General features: G+C 34.6%; 19 protein-coding genes. All 19 read right to left on the bottom strand.

The features are described 5' to 3' along the window. Positions 1-97: 97 nt before the first annotated feature. Positions 98-1237, bottom strand: coding sequence for a DegT/DnrJ/EryC1/StrS family aminotransferase (locus tag ACRDEC_RS04580; protein WP_431497146.1), 1140 nt, complete (start codon positions 1235-1237; stop codon positions 98-100). Between the two features lie 5 nt (positions 1238-1242). Then, positions 1243-1836: an acetyltransferase gene (locus ACRDEC_RS04575; protein WP_431497197.1), complete on the bottom strand. Its 594-nt coding sequence runs from the start codon at positions 1834-1836 to the stop codon at positions 1243-1245. 1 nt (position 1837) lies between these two features. Continuing rightward, on the bottom strand, positions 1838-2440 hold the full coding sequence (locus ACRDEC_RS04570) for a sugar transferase (RefSeq protein ID WP_431497196.1): 603 nt from the start codon (positions 2438-2440) through the stop codon (positions 1838-1840). A 2-nt stretch (positions 2441-2442) separates the two neighbouring features. Continuing rightward, positions 2443-3597: a glycosyltransferase family 4 protein gene (locus ACRDEC_RS04565; protein ID WP_431497145.1), complete on the bottom strand. Its 1155-nt coding sequence runs from the start codon at positions 3595-3597 to the stop codon at positions 2443-2445. A 55-nt stretch (positions 3598-3652) separates the two neighbouring features. Continuing rightward, positions 3653-4888, bottom strand: a complete 1236-nt coding sequence (locus tag ACRDEC_RS04560; protein WP_431497144.1) for a hypothetical protein — start codon at positions 4886-4888, stop codon at positions 3653-3655. A gap of 15 nt (positions 4889-4903) precedes the next feature. Further along, positions 4904-5797, bottom strand: a complete 894-nt coding sequence (locus ACRDEC_RS04555; RefSeq protein ID WP_431497143.1) for a glycosyltransferase family 2 protein — start codon at positions 5795-5797, stop codon at positions 4904-4906. A gap of 3 nt (positions 5798-5800) precedes the next feature. Continuing rightward, the gene (locus ACRDEC_RS04550) at positions 5801-6898 is read right to left on the bottom strand and encodes a right-handed parallel beta-helix repeat-containing protein (RefSeq protein ID WP_431497142.1); all 1098 of its coding nucleotides are present in this window, start codon (positions 6896-6898) and stop codon (positions 5801-5803) included. A gap of 26 nt (positions 6899-6924) precedes the next feature. Continuing rightward, a complete protein-coding gene (locus ACRDEC_RS04545) occupies positions 6925-8022 on the bottom strand; it encodes a glycosyltransferase (protein ID WP_431497141.1) in 1098 nt (365 codons plus the stop codon). After that, positions 7997-9163, bottom strand: a complete 1167-nt coding sequence (locus ACRDEC_RS04540; protein WP_431497140.1) for a hypothetical protein — start codon at positions 9161-9163, stop codon at positions 7997-7999. Before ACRDEC_RS04540 ends, ACRDEC_RS04545 begins: the two co-directional genes overlap by 26 nt. Positions 9164-9173: 10 nt before the next feature. Beyond that, complete coding sequence (locus ACRDEC_RS04535; RefSeq protein ID WP_431497139.1) at positions 9174-9755, bottom strand: CatB-related O-acetyltransferase; 582 nt, start codon at positions 9753-9755, stop codon at positions 9174-9176. Between the two features lie 55 nt (positions 9756-9810). After that, positions 9811-11178, bottom strand: coding sequence for an O-unit flippase-like protein (gene wzx, locus ACRDEC_RS04530; RefSeq protein WP_431497138.1), 1368 nt, complete (start codon positions 11176-11178; stop codon positions 9811-9813). An 8-nt stretch (positions 11179-11186) separates the two neighbouring features. Continuing rightward, positions 11187-12362, bottom strand: a complete 1176-nt coding sequence (locus ACRDEC_RS04525) for a hypothetical protein (RefSeq protein WP_431497137.1) — start codon at positions 12360-12362, stop codon at positions 11187-11189. A gap of 19 nt (positions 12363-12381) precedes the next feature. Then, positions 12382-14277 (bottom strand): asparagine synthase (glutamine-hydrolyzing), encoded by a 1896-nt coding sequence (gene asnB, locus ACRDEC_RS04520; RefSeq protein ID WP_431497136.1) that lies wholly within the window; start codon positions 14275-14277, stop codon positions 12382-12384. 104 nt (positions 14278-14381) lie between these two features. Further along, positions 14382-14837 carry a hypothetical protein gene (locus tag ACRDEC_RS04515; protein ID WP_431497135.1) on the bottom strand — a complete coding sequence of 152 codons (456 nt, stop codon included), beginning with the start codon at positions 14835-14837 and terminating at the stop codon, positions 14382-14384. A gap of 349 nt (positions 14838-15186) precedes the next feature. Continuing rightward, on the bottom strand, positions 15187-16065 hold the full coding sequence (gene rfbA, locus ACRDEC_RS04510; protein WP_431497134.1) for a glucose-1-phosphate thymidylyltransferase RfbA: 879 nt from the start codon (positions 16063-16065) through the stop codon (positions 15187-15189). A gap of 6 nt (positions 16066-16071) precedes the next feature. After that, a complete protein-coding gene (rfbB, locus tag ACRDEC_RS04505) occupies positions 16072-17118 on the bottom strand; it encodes a dTDP-glucose 4,6-dehydratase (protein ID WP_431497133.1) in 1047 nt (348 codons plus the stop codon). Positions 17119-17127: 9 nt separating this feature from the next. After that, positions 17128-18513 carry a UDP-glucose 6-dehydrogenase gene (locus tag ACRDEC_RS04500; protein ID WP_431497132.1) on the bottom strand — a complete coding sequence of 462 codons (1386 nt, stop codon included), beginning with the start codon at positions 18511-18513 and terminating at the stop codon, positions 17128-17130. A 53-nt stretch (positions 18514-18566) separates the two neighbouring features. Continuing rightward, positions 18567-19838: a nucleotide sugar dehydrogenase gene (locus tag ACRDEC_RS04495; protein ID WP_431497131.1), complete on the bottom strand. Its 1272-nt coding sequence runs from the start codon at positions 19836-19838 to the stop codon at positions 18567-18569. Positions 19839-19842: 4 nt separating this feature from the next. Beyond that, entirely contained in the window at positions 19843-20823 is a 981-nt protein-coding gene (locus ACRDEC_RS04490) for an SDR family oxidoreductase (RefSeq protein ID WP_431497130.1), read from the bottom strand. Positions 20824-20827: the final 4 nt, after the last annotated feature.

Raw genomic sequence — 20827 nt, 5'->3', positions numbered from 1 at the left:
TTAAAACGCGTTATTCAAAAAAAATCAGCTCCATTAAACAACTCACAAATAAGCTGTTGACAACTACCTATCCCTTTCTAAAAGGTTTCGCAAAATACTAAAAAAATAGTTGAAGTTCGGTAAATATTCTGTTTTTTTCTTCCTCTGTGGTATTAGAACCCGAAGGCAAACACAAGCCATTCTCGAATAAATTTTGAGAAATACTGCTTCCGTAATACGAATAATGCTCGAAAATAGGCTGCAAATGCATTGGTTTCCACAATGGACGGCTTTCAATATTTGCTTTTTCCAAAGCCAAACGCAAATCAGTACTGGTCTTTCCTCCAGTTTTCGAAGGATCAATAACAATGGCACTTAACCAGTGATTGGAATAAAAATCAGACGAAGGTTCTGAAAAAACTGTCACTCCATCAACGGTTGCAAAAAAGTCAGCATAAAACTGATGCATATCTCTTCTTAAACCTACATGCTTGTCTAAAACCTCCATTTGACCCCTTCCTATTCCAGCGCAAATATTACTCATCCTGTAATTATAACCTACATGAGTGTGCTGATAATGAGGTGCATTATCTCTTGCTTGGGTAGCCAGAAAGACTGTTTTTTCTTTAATCTCAGGTTTTGAAGTAACCAAAGCACCTCCGCCAGAAGTAGTAATGATTTTATTTCCATTGAAAGACAAAACACCGATATCACAGAAAGTACCGCATTTTTGCCCTTTATAAGTGCTCCCTAAAGCTTCAGCGCTATCTTCAATAAGAGCAATTTGGTATTTACTGGCAACCGCTTTAATTTCATCTACCTTAAAAGGCATTCCATAAAGATGTACACCAATAATTGCTTTCGGTTTTTTTCCTTTGGCAATTCTATCAATAATAGCTTCTTCCAAAGCAATTGGACATATATTCCAAGTTTCCGGCTCGCTATCAACAAAGACAGGTATAGCTCCTAAATACATAATAGGGTTCGCTGATGCTGAGAAAGTCATGCTTTGACAAATCACCTCATCACCTGACTGAACACCTAACAGAATAAGACCTAAATGAATTGCTCCAGTCCCAGAACTCAAAGCAGCTACATGGGAGTTTTGTCCGATATATTGTTCTAAATCTTTTTCAAATCCTGAAACATTAGGTCCTAATGGCGCAACCCAATTAGTATCGAAGGCCTCTTTCACAAACCGCTGTTCGCTTCCACCCATATGTGGTGATGAAAGCCATATTTTTGAATTATTACTCATTTACGTTATTTTTTTAATATTCTACCCGGATTTCCAACGACAGTGACATGATCCGGAATATCATTTATGATTACTGCTCCAGCTCCAATTACTGTCCATTTCCCTATTTTTACCCCTTGAATTACCGAAGCGCCAATTCCCACCTGCGTACCTTCTCCAACAATAACTCCTCCTGCCAGCGAAGCTTTTGGAGAAATATGAGCATAGTCGCTGATTAAACAATCATGCTCAACAACTGCTCCGGTATTGATGATACAGTGCTTTCCTATCTGCGCGTCAGGATTGACAATCGCTCCAGCCATGACCACAGTTCCTTCTCCTAGATTAGCATGATTTGAGACTATCGCTTTAGGATGGATCGCTTTTGCAAAGTTGAATTTCAGTTCAGCAGCCAGCCTCTTTCTGACTTTATTGTTTCCAATAGATAAAATCATATTTTGAACCGAAGAAAAGTCAAATTGTTTTGAATTTAGCACCGGTCTCTTAAGAATCACAGATGATTTTGGCGCATCATCTATTATAGTCTCAATTGATTGATTATTACATTCCAATATATCAATAATGACTTTGCAATGTCCGCTTGCGCCGTATAAAACGATGTTATTGTCCATTAAATGGTTCTATTGTGGCAGCATCAGCCGCGTTAATACCTTCTTTCTTTATTACTTTCAATACTGTTTTCAGGAGAATTCTGACATCAACCAAAAACGAACAATGATCTACATACCAGACATCATATTGGAATTTTTGATCCCAGCTAATAGCATTACGTCCATTGACTTGAGCCCATCCGGTTATTCCCGGTTTAACTTCATGGCGTCGGTTTTGAAAGTCATCATATAAATGCAGATAATGTGTCAGCAATGGCCTTGGCCCTATCAAACTCATATCCCCTTTCAGAATATTAATAAGCTGTGGAATCTCATCCAATGATGTTTTACGCACAAACAAACCTATCTTGGTCAATCTCTCCGCATCCGGAAGCAAAACACCATGACTGTCTTTTTCATCTGTCATGGTTTTAAATTTAATGATTTTGAAAATTTTACCATCCTTACCCGGTCTTTCCTGAATAAAAAAAGCATTTCCTTTATTAGCAATCTTAAGTAAAATGTAGACGATAATAAAAAAAGGCAATAAGAGCAGCAAGCCAATAAGCGCCGAGATAAAATCAAATAGAGGTTTTATGGTATTCTGGTACAATTTCATTTATTTTCAAGTTGGCGGTATTCATTCAAAATGGCTTCCCAAACCACTTTTTGTTCAAATCGTGACACAATCATAGGACGTGCATTTTGCTTCATGGAATACATCAATTCTTTTTCACAAATGATTGTTTTCATTGCTGTATAAATCGCATCGCTGTTTTTGACAGGGATGATGATTCCGTTTTTACCTTCGATGACAATCTCATTACAACCGTTAATGTCTGAAACTACCGAAGGTAATCCCATCGAACCAGCCTGCATTACCACATTAGGAAACCCTTCTCTGTAACTAGGAAAGACAAGAGCATCAGCAATGGACAGATAAGGCCTTACATCGTTTTGATACCCGGCTTTGATTATCCCTTTCCCGGTATTGATTGCATTCATTGTAATTTCATCCAAAGGATCTAAATCGCTTTCAAAATTCCCCACTAACAACAACTTTACTTGTTGATTCTCAGAATTTAGTACTTCAAAAGCTTTCACCAGCTCATTAATTCCTTTGTCTTTCACCAATCGGCCAACAAAGATAAAGACAAAATCATCTTTTGAAATAGCCAATTGCATTTTTAATTCCTGGTTTTGTGCGTCAGAAAACAATGCCCGATCGAAATGAGCGGTATCAATTCCGTTGGAGCTTCCATTGGCCAAAACCTTCATTTTTCCAGAACTGCAGTATTTATTTTCTTCAATGATTTTATACAATCCATACGAATTAGGATAAATGACAGTAGCCGAACTGTAAATAATTTTTTCAACAAAATCAAGCACTTTTCTTTTTGTTCCGACAGCTTCAAGAAGTGGCAACCCGGCAACCGTATGCAAACGATGCGGAACTCCAGCCATTTTTGCGGCAATCATACCAACTAAACCGGCTTTAGGAGTATGTGTATGAACAATCGAAGGTTTTTGCTTTTTGAGATAGAAAAATAATTTGATGATGGCCAAAAAATCTTTTATGGGTGTGATTTTTCTTGTCATTTCAATTGGAAATACAGATAAACTTTCTGCTTTCCCAAATTTTTCCAGATTTTCTTTTTCAGAAGAAACAGCAACAACATCATAAAATGAATTCATAAAACGCAACTGCCCTGTCAATAATTTTTCAAGTGAAATCGGGACTGTAGTAATTCTGACCAGTTTTTGCTTCATTTTACGAATTCGGGATTTTAATTTTAAACAAAATAAAACAAAAAAATAACATCTGTTATGATTTTGTCGCTTCGGAAATAATTTCAGAGGCATTTTTGGAATAAAATTTTTCTGATAATTTTTTCAAATTAATTATTTGAGTTGCGTATCGGTCTGTACATAAAGGATCTTTCTGAGACAACTTGATTACAACTTGTTTCATTTCATCAAAATCTTTACATAGAAAGCCAATATCACCGCCTTTTTCAAATAATTCAACAACCGATTGGTGTTCCAGCGCTATGATTGGAATCTGAAATTGCACCGAGTCCAATAATGATCCGCTGATACGATAAACATATTCATCACCAGATAAAAAGATAAGCGAATAATGCGCTGCTTCAATATGTGATATATAGGCCTCCTGAGAAATAGCCTGTTTGTTTTTTGACATGACATCCACATGATCCGATGCTATCTGAATTTCCTGCTCTTCAATCCTTCCAATGATAGCAAAACGGGCGTTTTCAGAATAATTCGATTCCTGAACAGCATCAGCTAACGGGAAAATTAATTTCGAATTTTTCCTTTTGTTGGCAACACCTAAATGAGCAAAAACTATCGGATCGGACAATTGTATGTTCTTTCTGGTGTACTGCAATACCGGATGATTGATACTGATTATTTGTCTTGAATCTAAAGACAGTTTTCGAACCAGCTCTTTTTTTATATAATCACTTAGAACAATAAAACGGACATTCGGACCGGCCTTTTGAATGGCTTTTTCAATAAAAAAACCTTTTATCCTTTGGCCTGTTGTTGGCTTTTTTTTGAAAATAAATTCCAATTCACCATGAAGGAACATCAGGAAATTCTGCTTCTTATGGCTATTCATTATACTCATAAACCGATAAATATTCAACGGAATCATTGTAGAAACGATAAAAAAACGCGGTTTGATTCTATCGGCTTCTTTTACTATTTGTTTTAGACAGACAGCATCTTTGTATAATTTTTTGCCCCAGGAAATTATCCGTAATACTTTATTAAAATGTGGCTGAGTAACTTCAATGGAATTAAATTGCAGCGAAATATCTTTTTCGGTATCTGCAAGAGTGGCCAATGTTTCCATATGCCGGGACTCGCCGTAAAATAGTATTTGGCCAGAACCTGATTCATTTAATAAATTTTGCGCAATGTTTATAATAGATGAATTAACAACCAAATGGTTATTGCCAATTATCACATTGTCCATAATAATAATTGCTTTACTATTGGAATCGGAAGTATTCGTATTTACTGTTTCAATCATAAAACTTGGAAAACATTAAGAATGGGAAGTCAGACAAATTAAGGCTTTTTTCATATAATTATCCTTATCCTTTCCGAGAACACCTTGTAAAACAAAAAGTAAAGCGGTAATAACATTGGTTAAGTATGCTACAAGCAATCCATTGCATTTTTGAAAATACATAAATCGACTTTTGGAATAAATCCGGTGTTTGTTATAATTGAAAGTTGCAAAACTGTCTCTGTAAAAACTGACCAAATGTACGATTTTAACCGAAGGCAATATCATAGAATCAAATCCTTGCTGCTGAATCCTATATGACAATTCTGTTTCTTCAAAATAAAGAAAAAAATCCTTATCGAAACCTCCTGCTGCATCAAAAACACTTTTTCTGATAAACATATCGGCGCCATTAACATAGCCTACTTTTTTGATTTCACTGCTTTTGTTAACTATACCGCTTGCCAGTTTGGTTTCAAAATAATTTTTATACATTTTTTTAAAGCCCAGGTAACTGAAATATTCCAGCAGAGAAGGTAAATTTCCATACGAAACCGTATCGAAATCCCTCCCAGTCGACAATTCGCCACCAACAACTCCAACCTGTTTATTGGCTTTCATATACTCATAAAATAGTTGTAGAGCGTTGGATGTAATATAAGCATCTGAATTCAGCAGGAAAATATACTCTCCTATTGCGATGGCTGCGCCGGCATTATTTGCTCTTCCAAAACCCTCATTGGTTAAATTCTCAATAATTTTAACTAATGGGTATTTATTTCTTACTTCTGATACGGTAGCGTCTTTTGAAAAATTATCAACTAATATGATTTCAAAATCCACACCTTGAGTATGTTCATAAACTGATGCAATAGCCTGCAGCGTTAATTCACAAGTATTATAATTGACAATGATAACTGAAACATCCATACTTTATTCCCCGCCTTCTATCGTTTTATCCAATGACTTATTCCCTGACTTTGTTTTTTTCAGCTTGAGAACCAAAGGCATTTTTACCTTATCCGTATCATACCATAAAGGCAATTTACTGTTATTAATCCACTCGCTATTCGTTACATTTACTGCGCCTTCCAACAATTTCCCATGAGCTGGCAACTTATAAGTCGTATTATAAAAATGGAGCCCTACAGCGGAAGAATCATCAAAATGATTATTAATATCAATGGCAACTTTCTTTGATTGAAGCCCCACAAAAGCTTCTAATGCAATCAGAATACCATCTCTTCCGTTCTTGAATGTTGTAACATTATTCAATGTAATATTATTTAAAACCCTTTTATTATCATCCGGCTCGATATCTATTCCTGCTTCCGGCAGAGTGCCTTTTGTATTAGCTGATAAAAGATAATCTATTGTTATAAATGATCCTGAAATAATGGTTAAACCGTTTCTTCTGTTATCATTCAGGATTCCTTTATAAATAGTAATATGCTCTGACTGATTCTCTTTATAAGCGTCAATATATATACCGTCACCCCAGCATTTTTCAATTTTAGGGTATTTTATTGTAATGTTTTTAGAACCAAGTATATTAATTCCCATTCCCCATTCTCCCTTTTGATTCAAATGGGAATACTTATCCCCTTCTATATTTGCATAATAAACGGTAATATTTTCTTTTTCAACCAGGCTTAAAATCCCATAATTTGTTTGGGAATTAGGCATAATGATAAGCTTTGATTTTTTATTGAATATTACATTAGAATTGCTATTCAATACCAATCCTTTTTGATTAATCTTAACTGGAAAATCGGGCAGCAATACATTATGGTTCACATCAATTCCCTTTTGTAAGTATTCTGTATAGTCAACAGAACCGTTAGTCACATATTTTTCGGGTAAATAACGGGTTAGGTCTACCGGCTTAAATTGCTTAATTACAGCTTTTCTTTCTGTTTCTGAAATTTTGAACGGTGTCAAATATTTAGCAGGCAAGCTGCCTGAATGCTCCTGCTTCTGTGAAGAGCAGAAAGACATGGTGAAAAATAATAGTAGTAAGCACTTTTTCATCTTCTGTTTGAAAAAAATCATTTAAACTAATTGAGAATCTCTTTATAAACATAAAGATAAGACAATGCCATTTTATCTATTGAATAGTTTTCAACAAATTTCAAGCCTTCTGAAACCAAATAATCACTGATTGCCTTATCATTAAGAACTTTTTGGATGGTATCAGCCAATACTTGAGGATTATCATCCGGAAATAAAAAATCCTTATTAGGCACCGCTTCTTTAACACCTTCAACATCTGAACCAATAAATGGTTTACCGCTTGCCAAGCCTTCCAATGCAACGCCAGACAAACCTTCATAGTGAGTAGAAAGAATATTCAGATCGACTAAATGCATTAATTGGTATACATCTGTTCGCAGCCCCAGAAAAAAAACACGATTATCAATGTCTAACTGTGTGCACAAATTCTTAATATCATCTACACCATCACCAATCCCGACAAAATACAAATGATAGGTATCATCCAACAGGGTGAATGCTTTTACTAAACATTCCTGGTTTTTTATGGCCAGATTGAACCTACCCACCATCAAAAGATTTTTTTTATTAAAATTAATAAAATTATAATCTTCTTCAATTATATTTTTATGAGCAGAAGAAATTTCTTTCAGATTGACTCCGTTGTTAATTACAACTGATTTCCATGATTCATTTATCCATTCGTTCAATCGTTTTTTTACTACATCAGTGATACAGATAATCCGGTCGTATTTATTATAAACCCATTTGTCCAGAAGTTTTAATGAAATATATTTTCTTCTGTTATTGGTAACACTATGTTCTGTATAGAATAACTTTGTTTTCTTCGATATGAATAGGGACGCTACTGCCAAATGATAAAAAGAAGGAAATAAGTGGGCATGAACAATATCATAACCTTCTTTCTTTAGTAATTGTATTAAATAAAAAATATTGATTGGACTGTAAAATGATTTTTTAAAATCGATTACCCTAACACCTATAGTTTCAAGTTTTTCTTTATAAAAACTTAAACTGTTGTTTTGATTTAGAATAATCAGACTTACCTCGTGACCTTCCTCCTTCATGATTGGAAGTATGTCTGTAAGCAGTTTTTCAGCACCACCGGAGCCTAAATCATTTATCAGATGGAGAATTTTCATTATAATTAGGTTTTATAAAATAAATAACAAACAAGAGGTACAAAAAGTTCTGATTAAATATGATTTGGTCTGTTAATAGCGTTAGAAAAAAAATGAAAAAATAAATTTTATCAATATTAATTTTATACAGCTTCTTTAAATATAAAAGCAAAAAGGTAAATCCTAAAATTCCTCCTGCATAAAAAGAAAATAAAAACGAATTGGAATAATTTGTAGGGTTGGATAAATAATGCCACTCCATGAAATCTTTAGTCTGATTATAACCGATGCCCAACAAATCCTGAAAGAAATCCATAAATTCAACGCTTTCTATACCACCCATAAATCTGGTATTCGCTGTTAAATCCATTGATTCCTGGGTTTTATTGATATTAGTTGTCAATACCGCCTGAAAAAAGTCATAAAAGAAGAAAAATAACAACGCACAGAATATTAAAATCAATAAAAAATAAATTTTACCATTCTTATTCCTCAAAGCATAAATTAAATAAACGATGAGCGTTAATATTAATCCATAGGTACTTGTCGAAAGGAATATACTTACCGTAAAAAGCACGGTAAGCCATACTTTCTTTTTGTTCAACACAGTATAAAGCAACGGAACCATGAATATAGCAAAGTGAGCAGGTTCCTGAAATACTGAATTAGGTCTTCCGTTAAATTGGATCGAATCTACATTTTGATCTAAATCTGTTGCTAAAGGCAATAAAAAACTGATCGACTCCCCTTTTATCAGGAAGTAAAATGCCTGAATCAAGACAGCTACACTAAATAAGACACCCAAAAAAACAAGCGTTTTCTCGAAAAATTCTGTATTGATTTCTTTAGAAGTATAGTAAACGGAAATAAACATGAAGAAAACCAGATACAGTAAATTATTAACAAAAATATCGTACTTTATATGTTTATAGTTTATATGATAAGAGAATAGGTTTATCATAATGAAAGTACTGATTAATAAAATAATAGGCCAATTAACGTCCCGCTTTGTCTTTAAGAAGATAAAATCAAATGGAATGAAAACCAAAAGCACAAAAAGACCCAATGATATGCCCTGCAAATAGTGATATATGCCCAGTACCGGCAATAAAGCCAAAACGATACACTTAACCTTCGAAATTAAAGTATTTTCTGATGTCATTATAGGTATTTTATTTCTTTAATTTTTTCAGCACATTAATTTGGTCATCACTTAATGGCTTGTAAAATTCATCGATATTGTCCTTTATAGTCTTTTCATCAAAATCTGAAATCGACAAATCCTTCAACTGGTTGACTGTAGCTTCATCAAACCGGTATCGGATTACCTTGGCCGGATTTCCTCCTGCAATAGCATATGGAGGGATATCTTTTGTGACTACTGCTCCAGCAGCAACAATAGAGCCTTTGCCCAATGTAACCCCGGATAAAATTATAGCGCCAGTGCCTATCCAAACTTCATTTTCTACTATAATCGGTCCTTTTACTGCTGCGTCTCTTTGTGGAGAAAGTCCGATAAGTTTTGAATGCAACGGATAATTCGAAAGAGTATTTATTTGATGGTTTCCGCCTAAAATAAAAATCACATGGCTTGAAATAGACACATAATCTCCAATAATGAGGCTTTCATCAGTATTTCCGAAGCATTTGACATCCAAAGGGCCATAACTCATTTTGCCTACACGTACTTTCTCCATTGGAAAAATAGCCCATGGGACAATGTAATTATGCTTGTTTGCACTTTTCCACTTCAAGCGAAACCGAATCATATTTATCTTTGAAACTATAAAACTCAAAACCATTAGCATCTTAATTTTTAAACAAATCCAACATATTGACTTTTAAATCTTTCATCACTTCCACAGGCCATTTCCATCCTTGATAAAATAAATTTACCAGCAGCGGAACTACCAAAATGGCCAATAATCCAGCTTGCATGTACCGAAGGGAAACAAACAATCCTGCAATTATAAAAACCCCTGAAACCAACGATGACACAAAAAAAGGCACATCATTTTTAGTTAGTAAAATATTCCCCGCATTACTCAAATTCGTTTCTACAAAAGAGAGCAACAATGCCAAAACCAATAAGCTCAAAGGCATTAATTTTGTCTGACTTCCGATTAAACCTAATAAAAATGGACCAATCAGTAGGAACATCCCACCTCCAACTAAGTAAGACAGCACCAGAACCAATTCTCCTTGAAGGTATATTTTCCGGATTGATTTAATATCTTCAACAACCCTCAAATGCACAATTTTGGGTATAAATGTAGCTAAATAAATACTGGCCAAGCTTGAAATTACAGCAATAAACTGCATACTGATTCCATAGGAAGCTATATTTTCTAGTGACAAATACAAAGCTCCAATAATCATGGAGGATTTTTGAATCACAAAACCGCCAAGCGATGTCAGACCAACCTTCAAAGCATTCGGGTAAATAATATCCAGAATTTGTTTTTTGTCCCTTGGAGTAGAATCGGATAATTTTTGCTTCATTTCAGCAGTAAAGAAAGCGCGATGCGACAATATCCTTATAATAATAGTAGACGATATTTGTGCCGTGACTATAGCAATCAGCCCAAATCCAAAAAGGATAAAAAGCATGGCAATGGCCAAATAAACCAAGTAACCAATAATGATAATTTGCTTTGATCTTTTTACGAGCCCTTTCCCTTGTAGTAAAGAATCATAGTAAAGTGTAAATAAATTATAGGTATTGATCACACACAGCAAAATCCAGGCAATATAAACTTCCTGTTTGTCTCCTTTGTAATTTTGAAGTATGGTGTAAATATAATATGTCCCAACTGTAGACAAAATGACCAATAGAACCAAAGCCATTCTTAAATAAATCCATTTCATGGCACTTATTACGCCTTTCAGTAGCCCATAATTTATCTCGACCGAATCACAAGAATCAATTTTTTCAAATCCGCTTACATTCAATTCTTTTACTCCACTGAATACGTACGTGATGTTTCTGGCAAAAGAAGGGTTAAATCCGAAATCGAGTAAATTTGCAAATGTCGTAATTGTAGTAAATACAGTCCAGACGCCAACCGTTTCCGGAGGCATCATCTTTAATATCAAAGGCAAGATAATAATTGAAGATGCAATTTTAAGAAAAGTGGCTCCATAATTCCACAAAACATCATTTTTAGTTATTATCATATATTATTTCACTTAACATTTTGTTCTTTCTCCTCATTAAATAATGACGACTTAGCCTCAACACTCCTTAAATTAATCATTTGGTTAATGGCATAAAATAAAAAAGGCAGAAACATAAGCCTCATCCGACTCGCCAAACCTAGATTATATATATAAGACGCAATCATCAGGAATATCCCTATCCCGGAAAACAGTGCAAATTTAACATCTTTTGAAGAAACAATCCTATGTCTGTTCGTAAATAAAATAATTATTATACTGACAAAAAACAACAATACAATTCCGTTTTCGACTGAGACGACCCATTGATAAACAGAATCCGCATCATAAAACAGAGGCCTGAATAATAGCAGCCAAATTCGTTCTATAAACGAAGATTCTGACAAATTTATTCCGCTGCCAGTACTAATTGCTAAAGTATTCAGATTACTTACCTTCTGTAAAAAGGCATCATAAGTGAACGTTTTCATCTTAATGAATCGCATCAGAACAGGAATAATCACACCAATTACTGTCAGTGAAAGAAAGACCAGTCGTATTTTGGTTTTCTTTTGTATTTGAGTGTTCGTCAGATAAAATCCGGATAAAACCAGGACTAATACAGTAAAAATATGAGGTCTTAATAATGCTAAGATTAATAAAAACAATACATCTGTAAAATTATAATACACTACTTTTTTAAATCGGAATAACAAATGAGTTAAGATAAAAAATACCAAGGCATCTTTACCTAAAAAACCAGACCAATAATGCAAAGAAGGCAACAATAATATCCATTGGGTAACAGGGATTTTCAAAACAGCAAAATAATTAACCGAAGTTCTGGCCATTTGTCTGAAATACCATAGAAACCCCTGATAACTTAATGTTCCAAATAAAAGAGTAAGAGTAAACATTGAAACTCCTGATTTTACCAGAGGATAAATTAAAAAAGAAAAAAAACGACTGCCAATATTAAACAAGGAAAACCAGGAATCAGCATACAATGCATTGAGATAAAAACTAAAAGCGTCTGTACCAATGACTCCATCAGTATGTTTATAGGCAAGATACACCCCTAAATAATGAATTATAAAAAGTAATACCAAAAACAGCCTTTGTTGAGGCTGTTTTTGGTATTGGTAATAAGATTTAGTAACATAACCAATATAAATCAGCAATGCTAAAAGAAAAATGAAATTCATTCACTTATTTTTATAAAAATTATTTTTGAAAAGTAGTTTTATACCATAATTGAAAACAATAAAATGTCCAAACTCTAAATGTATTATCGACTTGTTTTGAAATGTGCTGTTCCACTAATTTTGAAACTGCTTCTAATTGAAAAATTTGCTGTTTCTCAATAAACCCCGGATCTATAAAAGAGAGTAACTCTTTCTGTAAATGTGTCCTCAGCCAATCCCCTACTGGAACACCAAATCCCTTTTTGCTTTTATCCAGAAAATCTTTTGGGAAGTGATCTTTGAAAGCTTCTTTCAGGATGTGCTTTTTATCCCATCCTCTTATCAGAAACGATTCTGGCAGCTGAGAAGTAAAATTCCAAAGTTCCTGATTGAGATAAGGTGCCCTGCATTCTATTGAATTCAGCATACTGGTTCTATCGACTTTTACCAGCAGATCTCCTTCTAAACTTAATCTTCTGTCTATATTTCTGAAATCTGTCAGCGTCTTGTTTTGACTTCCGATGCTTTCTTTGAAATGATTAAAACTGTCTTTCTGTAAATACTCCGGTTTTAAAATTTTGGGCAATTCATAGGATTGAAATGCCAGCGAAATGATATTCAGATAAAAGTTCCCTTCGTAATTTATGGCTTTTACCAATCTGTTCACTTTAAATTTAATCCCTCGGCTATCTTCATGAACCCGTAATAGCTTTTCGACTTTTTCCTGACCAAACCTATGTACGGATTTAGGAACAATGTTAGTGTATCGATGATTTAACCGGCCAATAAAATATTTATTATATCCTCCAAACACTTCATCACCACCATCACCAGTGAGCGCAACTTTAACACTTCCTGATGCAAGCTGAGAAACCAGATAAGTTGGCAGAGCTGAAGAATCCGCGAAAGGTTCATCAAAATTCAAAATAATCTTATGTAAATCCTTCTCTAAATCTTTTTCAGAAATTATCAGTTCATGATGTTGGCTTCCAATTAATTCCGATACCGTTCTCGCTTTTCCGGATTCGTCAAATTCCTTCTTTTCAAACCCAATTGAAAAAGTATCTATTTTTGATGACGATTGTTCTGCCAGGCATAGTGACACAATGGAAGAATCAACTCCACCGGATAAAAACGTCCCTAATGACACATCCGCAATTGAACGGCTTTTTACGCTTTCACGCACTTTTTGAGCCGTAAGTGTTACAGCTTCTCCTTTCGAGATTCCTTTATAACTTGTATGTGCAACGGAAGGAATTTCTCTTTCTATTACAGCCAAATTAGTACAATCGATTTCCAAATAATGACTCACATTCAGTTTTTGAATTCCCTTATAAATAGTAAAGGGTGCAGGAGTATAACTCAGCTGCAAAAACAAATTAAGTCCTTTTGTACAAATTTCAGGTTTTTGAGGCAGTACTTTTACAATCGATTTTAATTCAGAAGCCCAATACAGCGATTGATTTTGAATCGTATAATACAATGGTTTTTCACCAAAAAAATCACGTGCAATAAAAAGTTTGTCGATTGATTTATCGTAAATACTGAAAGCAAACATTCCATCAAGTTTTGAAAATGAGGAAGGCCCTTCCAGTTCATATAGTTTCAGAATAACTTCGGTATCCGAAGTAGTCGAAAACTCAATCCCTTGCCCCAGAAGAGCTTTTTTAATGACAGGATAATTGTAGATCTCTCCGTTAAAAACAATTACTTTTTGTCCGTCTTCGGAAAATATAGGTTGTTTCCCTGTAGACAAATCTATGATGGACAAGCGTTGCATTGCCATACCTACTTTATAAGAATCGCTTTGGTCAAAAAAGCTTCCATCCTCATCAGGGCCGCGATGACGAATTAAGCTATTCATATCATCTAAAATAGATTGCCCTTTGTCTTTATTTAATTCGAGGTTCGTAATAAAACCGTTTATACCACACATTTGAATGTAATTATATTTAGCAAATTTTATTTGCAATTAATATTTTATTAAAAATACGCCATTGAATCATAGTAATAATAATCAGTACTATTTTTCTAAGTAGGTTAATCAGGCGTTATTTCAATATTACAAAAACGTTCGAATTGTTTTTTATTTCCTTCAAAATTGGTTACAAGCCTTGAAGGCATTTGAATTGTTACTTCATCCAGAATCAGATTTTCTTTATTTGCAGTATAAGACGGAAAGTTTGCCTTTCCTAATTTGTGTTTTTTTTTCTTGACTCTTGTCTCTTTTTTAAGGGCGTAGCGACGGTATGCTTTTAATTGCTGATTACTGAAACTAATCTCAGAATCTTGCGAAACAGTATTAAAATCCCAAAGAATAAAATTATCCCGATGATTGGCAGATGTAGCCTCAATACCAATCAAAGGTTTTATTTCAACAGCACATGTAACAGCAACTCCATTACTGAAATCCGAAGAGGTAATTTGTTCTTTTTTTAAATTGTCTTCAGAATTTTCAGCATAAACCTTAACGAAGTCCGCTGATGATATTATCATCAGTATTACAAAAAATAATTTCTTAATCCAACTCATCAATCAATCAGTTAAACATATTTAAAAAATAAAATCCGAAATACTTTTTCCTTGTTGAAGAAGTAAAACTTCGATTATTTTTTTGGCCCAAATTTTATTCAGCACCAATAAAATCACGAGGTGAAAAATATAAAAATAAAATAAGAATACCGCCATAATCAGTTAAATAAATCATAAAATTTATAAACAATGAGAGGAAAAATAAGAAAAACGATTAATTCCTCTCAAAGCATTTCTTAATTTTACTTCATTAAATAAAAAAAAGCCAATTAATCCGGAGATAATTAGCTTTTTTTTTCGATTTATATAATTTTTAACCTTTTTTAGAGATTTTCCTCAAATAATCAGCATAACTGCTTTTTCCCAGGTTGCTGGCACAATCTTGGAATTTTTCAGCATCAATAAAGCCTTTTCTGAAGGCAACTTCTTCAATACAGGCAATTTTAAGGCCTGTACGCTTCTCTACCGCTTTAACAAACTCAGTTGCTTCTGTCAAAGATTCATGAGTTCCGGTATCCAGCCAGGCAAATCCACGCCCCATTAATTGCAAATTAAGTTTTTCAGTTTCGAGGTATTCCTGGTTTACAGTGGTGATTTCTAATTCTCCACGATGTGAGGGCTTAACATTTTTGGCTATTTCCACCACCGAATTCGGGTAAAAATACAAGCCTACAACTGCAAAATTAGATTTTGGATCAGTAGGTTTTTCTTCGATGCTCAATACTTTTCCGTCTTTATCAAACTCAGCCACACCATAACGCTCCGGATCATCAACGTAATACCCGAAAACAACGGCTTCCTGCTTTTCTTTGACAATAGTTACCGAATTATTAAGCAACGTTTGCAATCCGGCTCCATAAAAAATATTATCTCCCAAAACCAAACAAACATCATCATCACCAATAAATTCTTCTCCCAAAATAAAAGCTTGTGCCAAACCATCAGGCGAAGGTTGCTCAACATAAGAAAGTTTTAGTCCGATTTGATTTCCATCTCCAAATAATCGTTTGAAATTAGGCAAATCCTGTGGTGTAGAAATAATCAGAATTTCATTGATTCCTGCCAACATTAATACTGATAGCGGATAATAAATCATCGGTTTATCATAAATAGGCAGCAATTGCTTAGAAACCACTTGGGTTAAAGGATGTAATCTTGTCCCGGAACCTCCTGCTAATATAATTCCTTTCATACTTTTCTAATTGTATTGTTTTTCATAATATTTAGCATATTCGCCCGAAGTGATATTATTTAACCATTCTGTATTGCTTAAATACCAATCGATAGTCTGCTCAAGTCCTTCTTCAAAAGTGACAGACGGTTTCCAGCCTAATTCTTTATTAATCTTGGATGCATCAATAGCATAACGCAAATCGTGTCCTGGTCTGTCTTTGACATAGGTAATCAATTTTGCTGATTCGCCTTCCTGTCTTCCCAGTTTTTGATCCATTACACCACACAGCAGTTTTACCAGATCAATATTTTTCCATTCATTGAAACCACCAATATTATACGTTTCATGATTTTTTCCTTTATGGAAAACCAAATCAATCGCAACCGCATGGTCTTTTACGAATAGCCAGTCACGGGTATAATTTCCGTCTCCATATACCGGAAGCGGTTTGTTATTGATGATATTATTGATGAATAATGGAATTAATTTTTCCGGAAAATGAAATGGCCCGTAATTATTGGAGCAATTGGTCAGAACATAAGGTAATCCGTACGTTTCTCCATAAGCTCTTACAAAGTGATCTGAACTGGCTTTCGATGCCGAATAAGGTGAATTTGGATCGTAAGGAGTCGTTTCAGTAAACAATCCTTCGGCACCAAGCGAACCATAAACCTCATCAGTAGAAATATGATAAAATCTTTTTCCTTCAAAATTATCTTTCCAAAGATTTTTAGCCGCATTGAGTAAATTCATCGTACCAATAACATTGGTTTTTACGAAAGATAAAGGATCCGTTATTGACCTGTCCACGTGAGATTCAGCTGCTAAATGCAAAACACCGTCAAAACGGTACTTAGCAAAAATATCGTTAATAAAAACTTCATCAACAATATCTCCTTTAATAAAAGTATAATTGTCCGCATTTTCAATATCCTTAATATTCTCCAGATTCCCGGCATATGTCAGGGCATCGAGATTAAAAATATGATAATCCGGGTAATTTTGAACAAATCTCCTGACAACATGCGAACCGATAAAACCAGCTCCTCCTGTGATTAATACATTTTTCATCTTTTCTATTTATGAAGAGCTTCCTACTGCAACATACGTAAATCCTATCGATTTCATTTGTTGCTTATCTAATATATTTCTTCCGTCAAAAACAAAAGCAGGTTTTAACATGCTATCGTATATTTTTTGCCAATCGTAAGTTTTAAATTCATCCCACTCGGTAAGAACTGCGATTGCATGCGCATCTTTGCAGCCTTCATACGGATTTGCAATAACTTTGATATGCTGCAAATCTTCTTTTTCCAAATAATTCAAATCCGAAATAATTTGTTCTTCCGAAACTTTCGGGTCATACACAACTACCTGTGCCTGTTCTGCAATTAAATCGGTTGCTACCGAAATAGCCGCTGATTCTCTTGTATCGTTAGTATCTTTTTTGAAAGCCCATCCTAAAAGTGCAATTTTCTTTCCGGACACCGTATTATATAATGTTTTGACTATATTTTTCGAAAAACGGCTTTTTTGATGATCGTTCATAATAACCACCTGTTCCCAATAATCAGCTACTTCGTGCAAACCATATGATTTTGCAATGTAAACCAAATTAAGAATATCTTTTTGAAAGCAAGATCCTCCGAAACCAACAGATGATTTTAAAAATTTAGAACCGATTCTTGCGTCCATTCCAATGGCTTTAGCTACTTCAGAAACGTCAGCTCCGGTTTTTTCACACAGTTCAGAAATTGCATTGATAGACGAAACTCTTTGCGCCAAAAACGCATTTGCCGTCAATTTTGATAATTCTGAGGACCATACGTTTGTGGTTAAAATCCGGTCTTTAGGAACCCATTGTGCATAAACATCAACTAATGCCTGTATGGCTTCTTTCCCAGCTTGAGATTCATGTCCGCCAATAAGTACTCTGTCCGGATTATGCAAATCTTGTACAGCTGTTCCTTCGGCTAAGAATTCAGGGTTGGACAATATTTGAAATTGTACCCCGTTCCCTGTGTTGTCTAAAATTGTTTTGATAGCTTCTGCAGTACGAACCGGCAAAGTTGATTTTTCAACTACAATTTTATCCGATTTGGCTACTCTTGCAATTTGACGGGCACACAATTCAATATATTTTAAATCGGCTGCCATTCCTTTTCCTGCACCATAATTTTTTGTTGGCGTATTCACCGAAATAAAAATCATTTGGGCTTCATCAATCGCTTTATCAACTTCCGTTGAAAAAAACAGATTTCTTCCTCTTGCTTCCGCAACAACCTGATCTAAACCAGGCTCGTAAACCGGCAGATTTTCCAAATTAGTATCATTCCATGCTGCAATTCTATTTTCATTTAAATCGACAACAGTAACTTTTATATCAGGACACTTTTGAGCAATAACTGCCATAGTAGGACCTCCTACATAACCTGCTCCAATGCAACAAATAGAATTAATTTTCATTAGTATATTTTCTTCTAAAGTGAGCTTTAGATTAATTTAAAATTTCCGTAAAATTAAAGTTTTCCATCGACATGATTGCCTAAAATCCCTTTAACATCATATAAAACACAATTTTGTTTCTGCAGCGATTTCAAATCAGTCGCTAAAAACTCTTTATGAGCCACACCTAAAACCACGGCATCAAAAATAGCAGAAGGTAATTCAGTCGTAGTTTCCAAGTTATATTCATGCATAACTTCTTCCGGATTTACCCATGGATCATAAATCGTAACCTGAATTCCGTATTCTTTCAGAGCCGCAATTACATCCACAATTTTAGTATTTCTAACGTCAGGACAGTTTTCTTTGAAAGCAATTCCCAACATCAATAATTGAGCACCGTTAATGCTGATTCCTTTTTTAATCATCAATTTCACTACCTGCGAAGCTACATATTCACCCATACTGTCATTAAGTCGTCTTCCCGCCAGAATAATTTCAGGATGATACCCCATTTCTTGCGCTTTTTGAGCTAGGTAATATGGATCAACTCCTATACAGTGTCCGCCAACCAAGCCTGGTTTAAAAGGCAGAAAATTCCATTTTGTACCGGCTGCTTCTAAAACGTCCTGTGTATCAATATTTAGAATATTAAAGATCTTAGACAATTCATTTACAAAAGCAATATTGATATCACGTTGTGAATTTTCAATCACTTTTGCGGCTTCAGCCACTTTGATAGTTGGAGCCAAATGCGTTCCGGCTGTTATAACCGATTTGTATAGCTCATTAACTTTTATTCCAATTTCAGGAGTTGAACCTGAAGTTACTTTTAGAATTTTCTCAACTGTATGCTCTTTATCTCCTGGATTAATACGCTCGGGCGAATAACCGGCAAAGAAATCAACATTAAATTTCAATCCGCTAACACGTTCTAAAACAGGCACGCATTCTTCTTCCGTTACTCCAGGATAAACAGTAGATTCATAAATAACGATGTCACCTTTTTTAAGTATTTTCCCTACGGTTTCACTTGATTTGTAAAGCGGTGTTAAATCCGGTTTATTGTTTTTATCTACTGGTGTAGGAACTGTAACTACATAATAATTGCAGTCTTTCATATCTTCAACTGAAGTAGAACAATATAGTCCTGTTTCAGATGAGTTTTCAGTTTTCAAAACTGATTGAAGCAAACTGGCGCTAATTTCCAAAGTACTGTCTAATCCTGAATTTAGCTCAGCAACTCTTTTGGTATTAATATCAAAACCAACCACATCGTATTTTGTAGCAAACAATCTGGCTAATGGCAAGCCTACATACCCTAATCCTATAACTCCTATTTTCATTTTCTTATTTTAAATTATCCCAATACCACTGAACAGCCTCCTGCAACCCTTGCTGCAAAGAGAATTGTGGGTTATAACCTAATATTTTTTTTCCTTTATCTATACTGGCCAACGAATGCGGTATATCACCTGCTCTGGTTGGTCCATAAATTATTTTTACATCGGCAATTTTAGGATCAAACCTAGCCAATTCCTTTTGTAAATATTGAATTAAATCGTTTAACGTCGTTCTGTCTCCATAAGCAGTATTGAAAACGGTGTTCACTGCTTCCGGGTTTTGTGAAGTCATTGCCAGCTCGTTCATTTGAATTACATTATCAATGTATGTAAAATCTCTTGAATAATTTCCGTCTCCATTGATAACAGGGCTTTCATGCTTCATGAATTGCATTACAAATTTTGGAATAACCGCAGCATACGCTCCATTTGGATCCTGCTTTCTTCCAAAAACGTTAAAATAACGCAAACCGACAGTTTCTATACCGTAAGTTTTACTGAAAATTTCCGCATATAACTCATTCACATATTTTGTAATAGCATAAGGCGAAAGTGGTTTCCCTATTACATTTTCGATTTTAGGTAAAGATTCTGAATCTCCGTATGTAGAAGAGCTTGCTGCGTAAACAAATCGCTTCACCTTAGCTTCTTTAGCGGCTGACAGCATATTCAAGAAACCGGAAACATTGACCTCATTAGATGTAATTGGGTCAGCAATAGATCTTGGCACCGAGCCTAATGCCGCCTGATGCAATACATAATGAGCTCCTTCAACTGCATTTTTGCAGTCTTCATAATTTCTAATGTCGCCAACTATTAAAGTAAAATCAGTATTACCTAATAAGTGTTCAATATTATGACGATGACCCGTTGCAAAATTGTCCAGACATGTAACCTGATAGCCTTTGCTCAAGAAATGTTCACACAAATTCGATCCAATAAAACCCGCTCCTCCTGTTATTACTATTTTACTCTTTATCTCTTGCATTAGC

The organism is Flavobacterium sp. (assembly GCF_050696275.1).
Lineage (GTDB): Bacteria > Bacteroidota > Bacteroidia > Flavobacteriales > Flavobacteriaceae > Flavobacterium.
Note: the sequence above shows the minus strand (reverse complement) of the source record. Positions and strands in the feature narration are given on the sequence as shown.

What these genes read in the sequence shown, in the direction of transcription:
- ACRDEC_RS04580 (WP_431497146.1), bottom strand. Translation starts at nt 1,237, where the DNA reads ATGAGTAATAATTCAAAAATATGGCTTTCATCACCACATATGGGTGGA.
- ACRDEC_RS04565 (WP_431497145.1), bottom strand. Translation starts at nt 3,597, where the DNA reads ATGAAGCAAAAACTGGTCAGAATTACTACAGTCCCGATTTCACTTGAA.
- ACRDEC_RS04560 (WP_431497144.1), bottom strand. Translation starts at nt 4,888, where the DNA reads ATGATTGAAACAGTAAATACGAATACTTCCGATTCCAATAGTAAAGCA.
- ACRDEC_RS04555 (WP_431497143.1), bottom strand. Translation starts at nt 5,797, where the DNA reads ATGGATGTTTCAGTTATCATTGTCAATTATAATACTTGTGAATTAACG.
- ACRDEC_RS04550 (WP_431497142.1), bottom strand. Translation starts at nt 6,898, where the DNA reads ATGAAAAAGTGCTTACTACTATTATTTTTCACCATGTCTTTCTGCTCT.
- ACRDEC_RS04545 (WP_431497141.1), bottom strand. Translation starts at nt 8,022, where the DNA reads ATGAAAATTCTCCATCTGATAAATGATTTAGGCTCCGGTGGTGCTGAA.
- ACRDEC_RS04540 (WP_431497140.1), bottom strand. Translation starts at nt 9,163, where the DNA reads ATGACATCAGAAAATACTTTAATTTCGAAGGTTAAGTGTATCGTTTTG.
- wzx (WP_431497138.1), bottom strand. Translation starts at nt 11,178, where the DNA reads ATGATAATAACTAAAAATGATGTTTTGTGGAATTATGGAGCCACTTTT.
- ACRDEC_RS04525 (WP_431497137.1), bottom strand. Translation starts at nt 12,362, where the DNA reads ATGAATTTCATTTTTCTTTTAGCATTGCTGATTTATATTGGTTATGTT.
- asnB (WP_431497136.1), bottom strand. Translation starts at nt 14,277, where the DNA reads ATGTGTGGTATAAACGGTTTTATTACGAACCTCGAATTAAATAAAGAC.
- ACRDEC_RS04515 (WP_431497135.1), bottom strand. Translation starts at nt 14,837, where the DNA reads ATGATAATATCATCAGCGGACTTCGTTAAGGTTTATGCTGAAAATTCT.
- rfbA (WP_431497134.1), bottom strand. Translation starts at nt 16,065, where the DNA reads ATGAAAGGAATTATATTAGCAGGAGGTTCCGGGACAAGATTACATCCT.
- rfbB (WP_431497133.1), bottom strand. Translation starts at nt 17,118, where the DNA reads ATGAAAAATGTATTAATCACAGGAGGAGCTGGTTTTATCGGTTCGCAT.
- ACRDEC_RS04500 (WP_431497132.1), bottom strand. Translation starts at nt 18,513, where the DNA reads ATGAAAATTAATTCTATTTGTTGCATTGGAGCAGGTTATGTAGGAGGT.
- ACRDEC_RS04495 (WP_431497131.1), bottom strand. Translation starts at nt 19,838, where the DNA reads ATGAAAATAGGAGTTATAGGATTAGGGTATGTAGGCTTGCCATTAGCC.
- ACRDEC_RS04490 (WP_431497130.1), bottom strand. Translation starts at nt 20,823, where the DNA reads ATGCAAGAGATAAAGAGTAAAATAGTAATAACAGGAGGAGCGGGTTTT.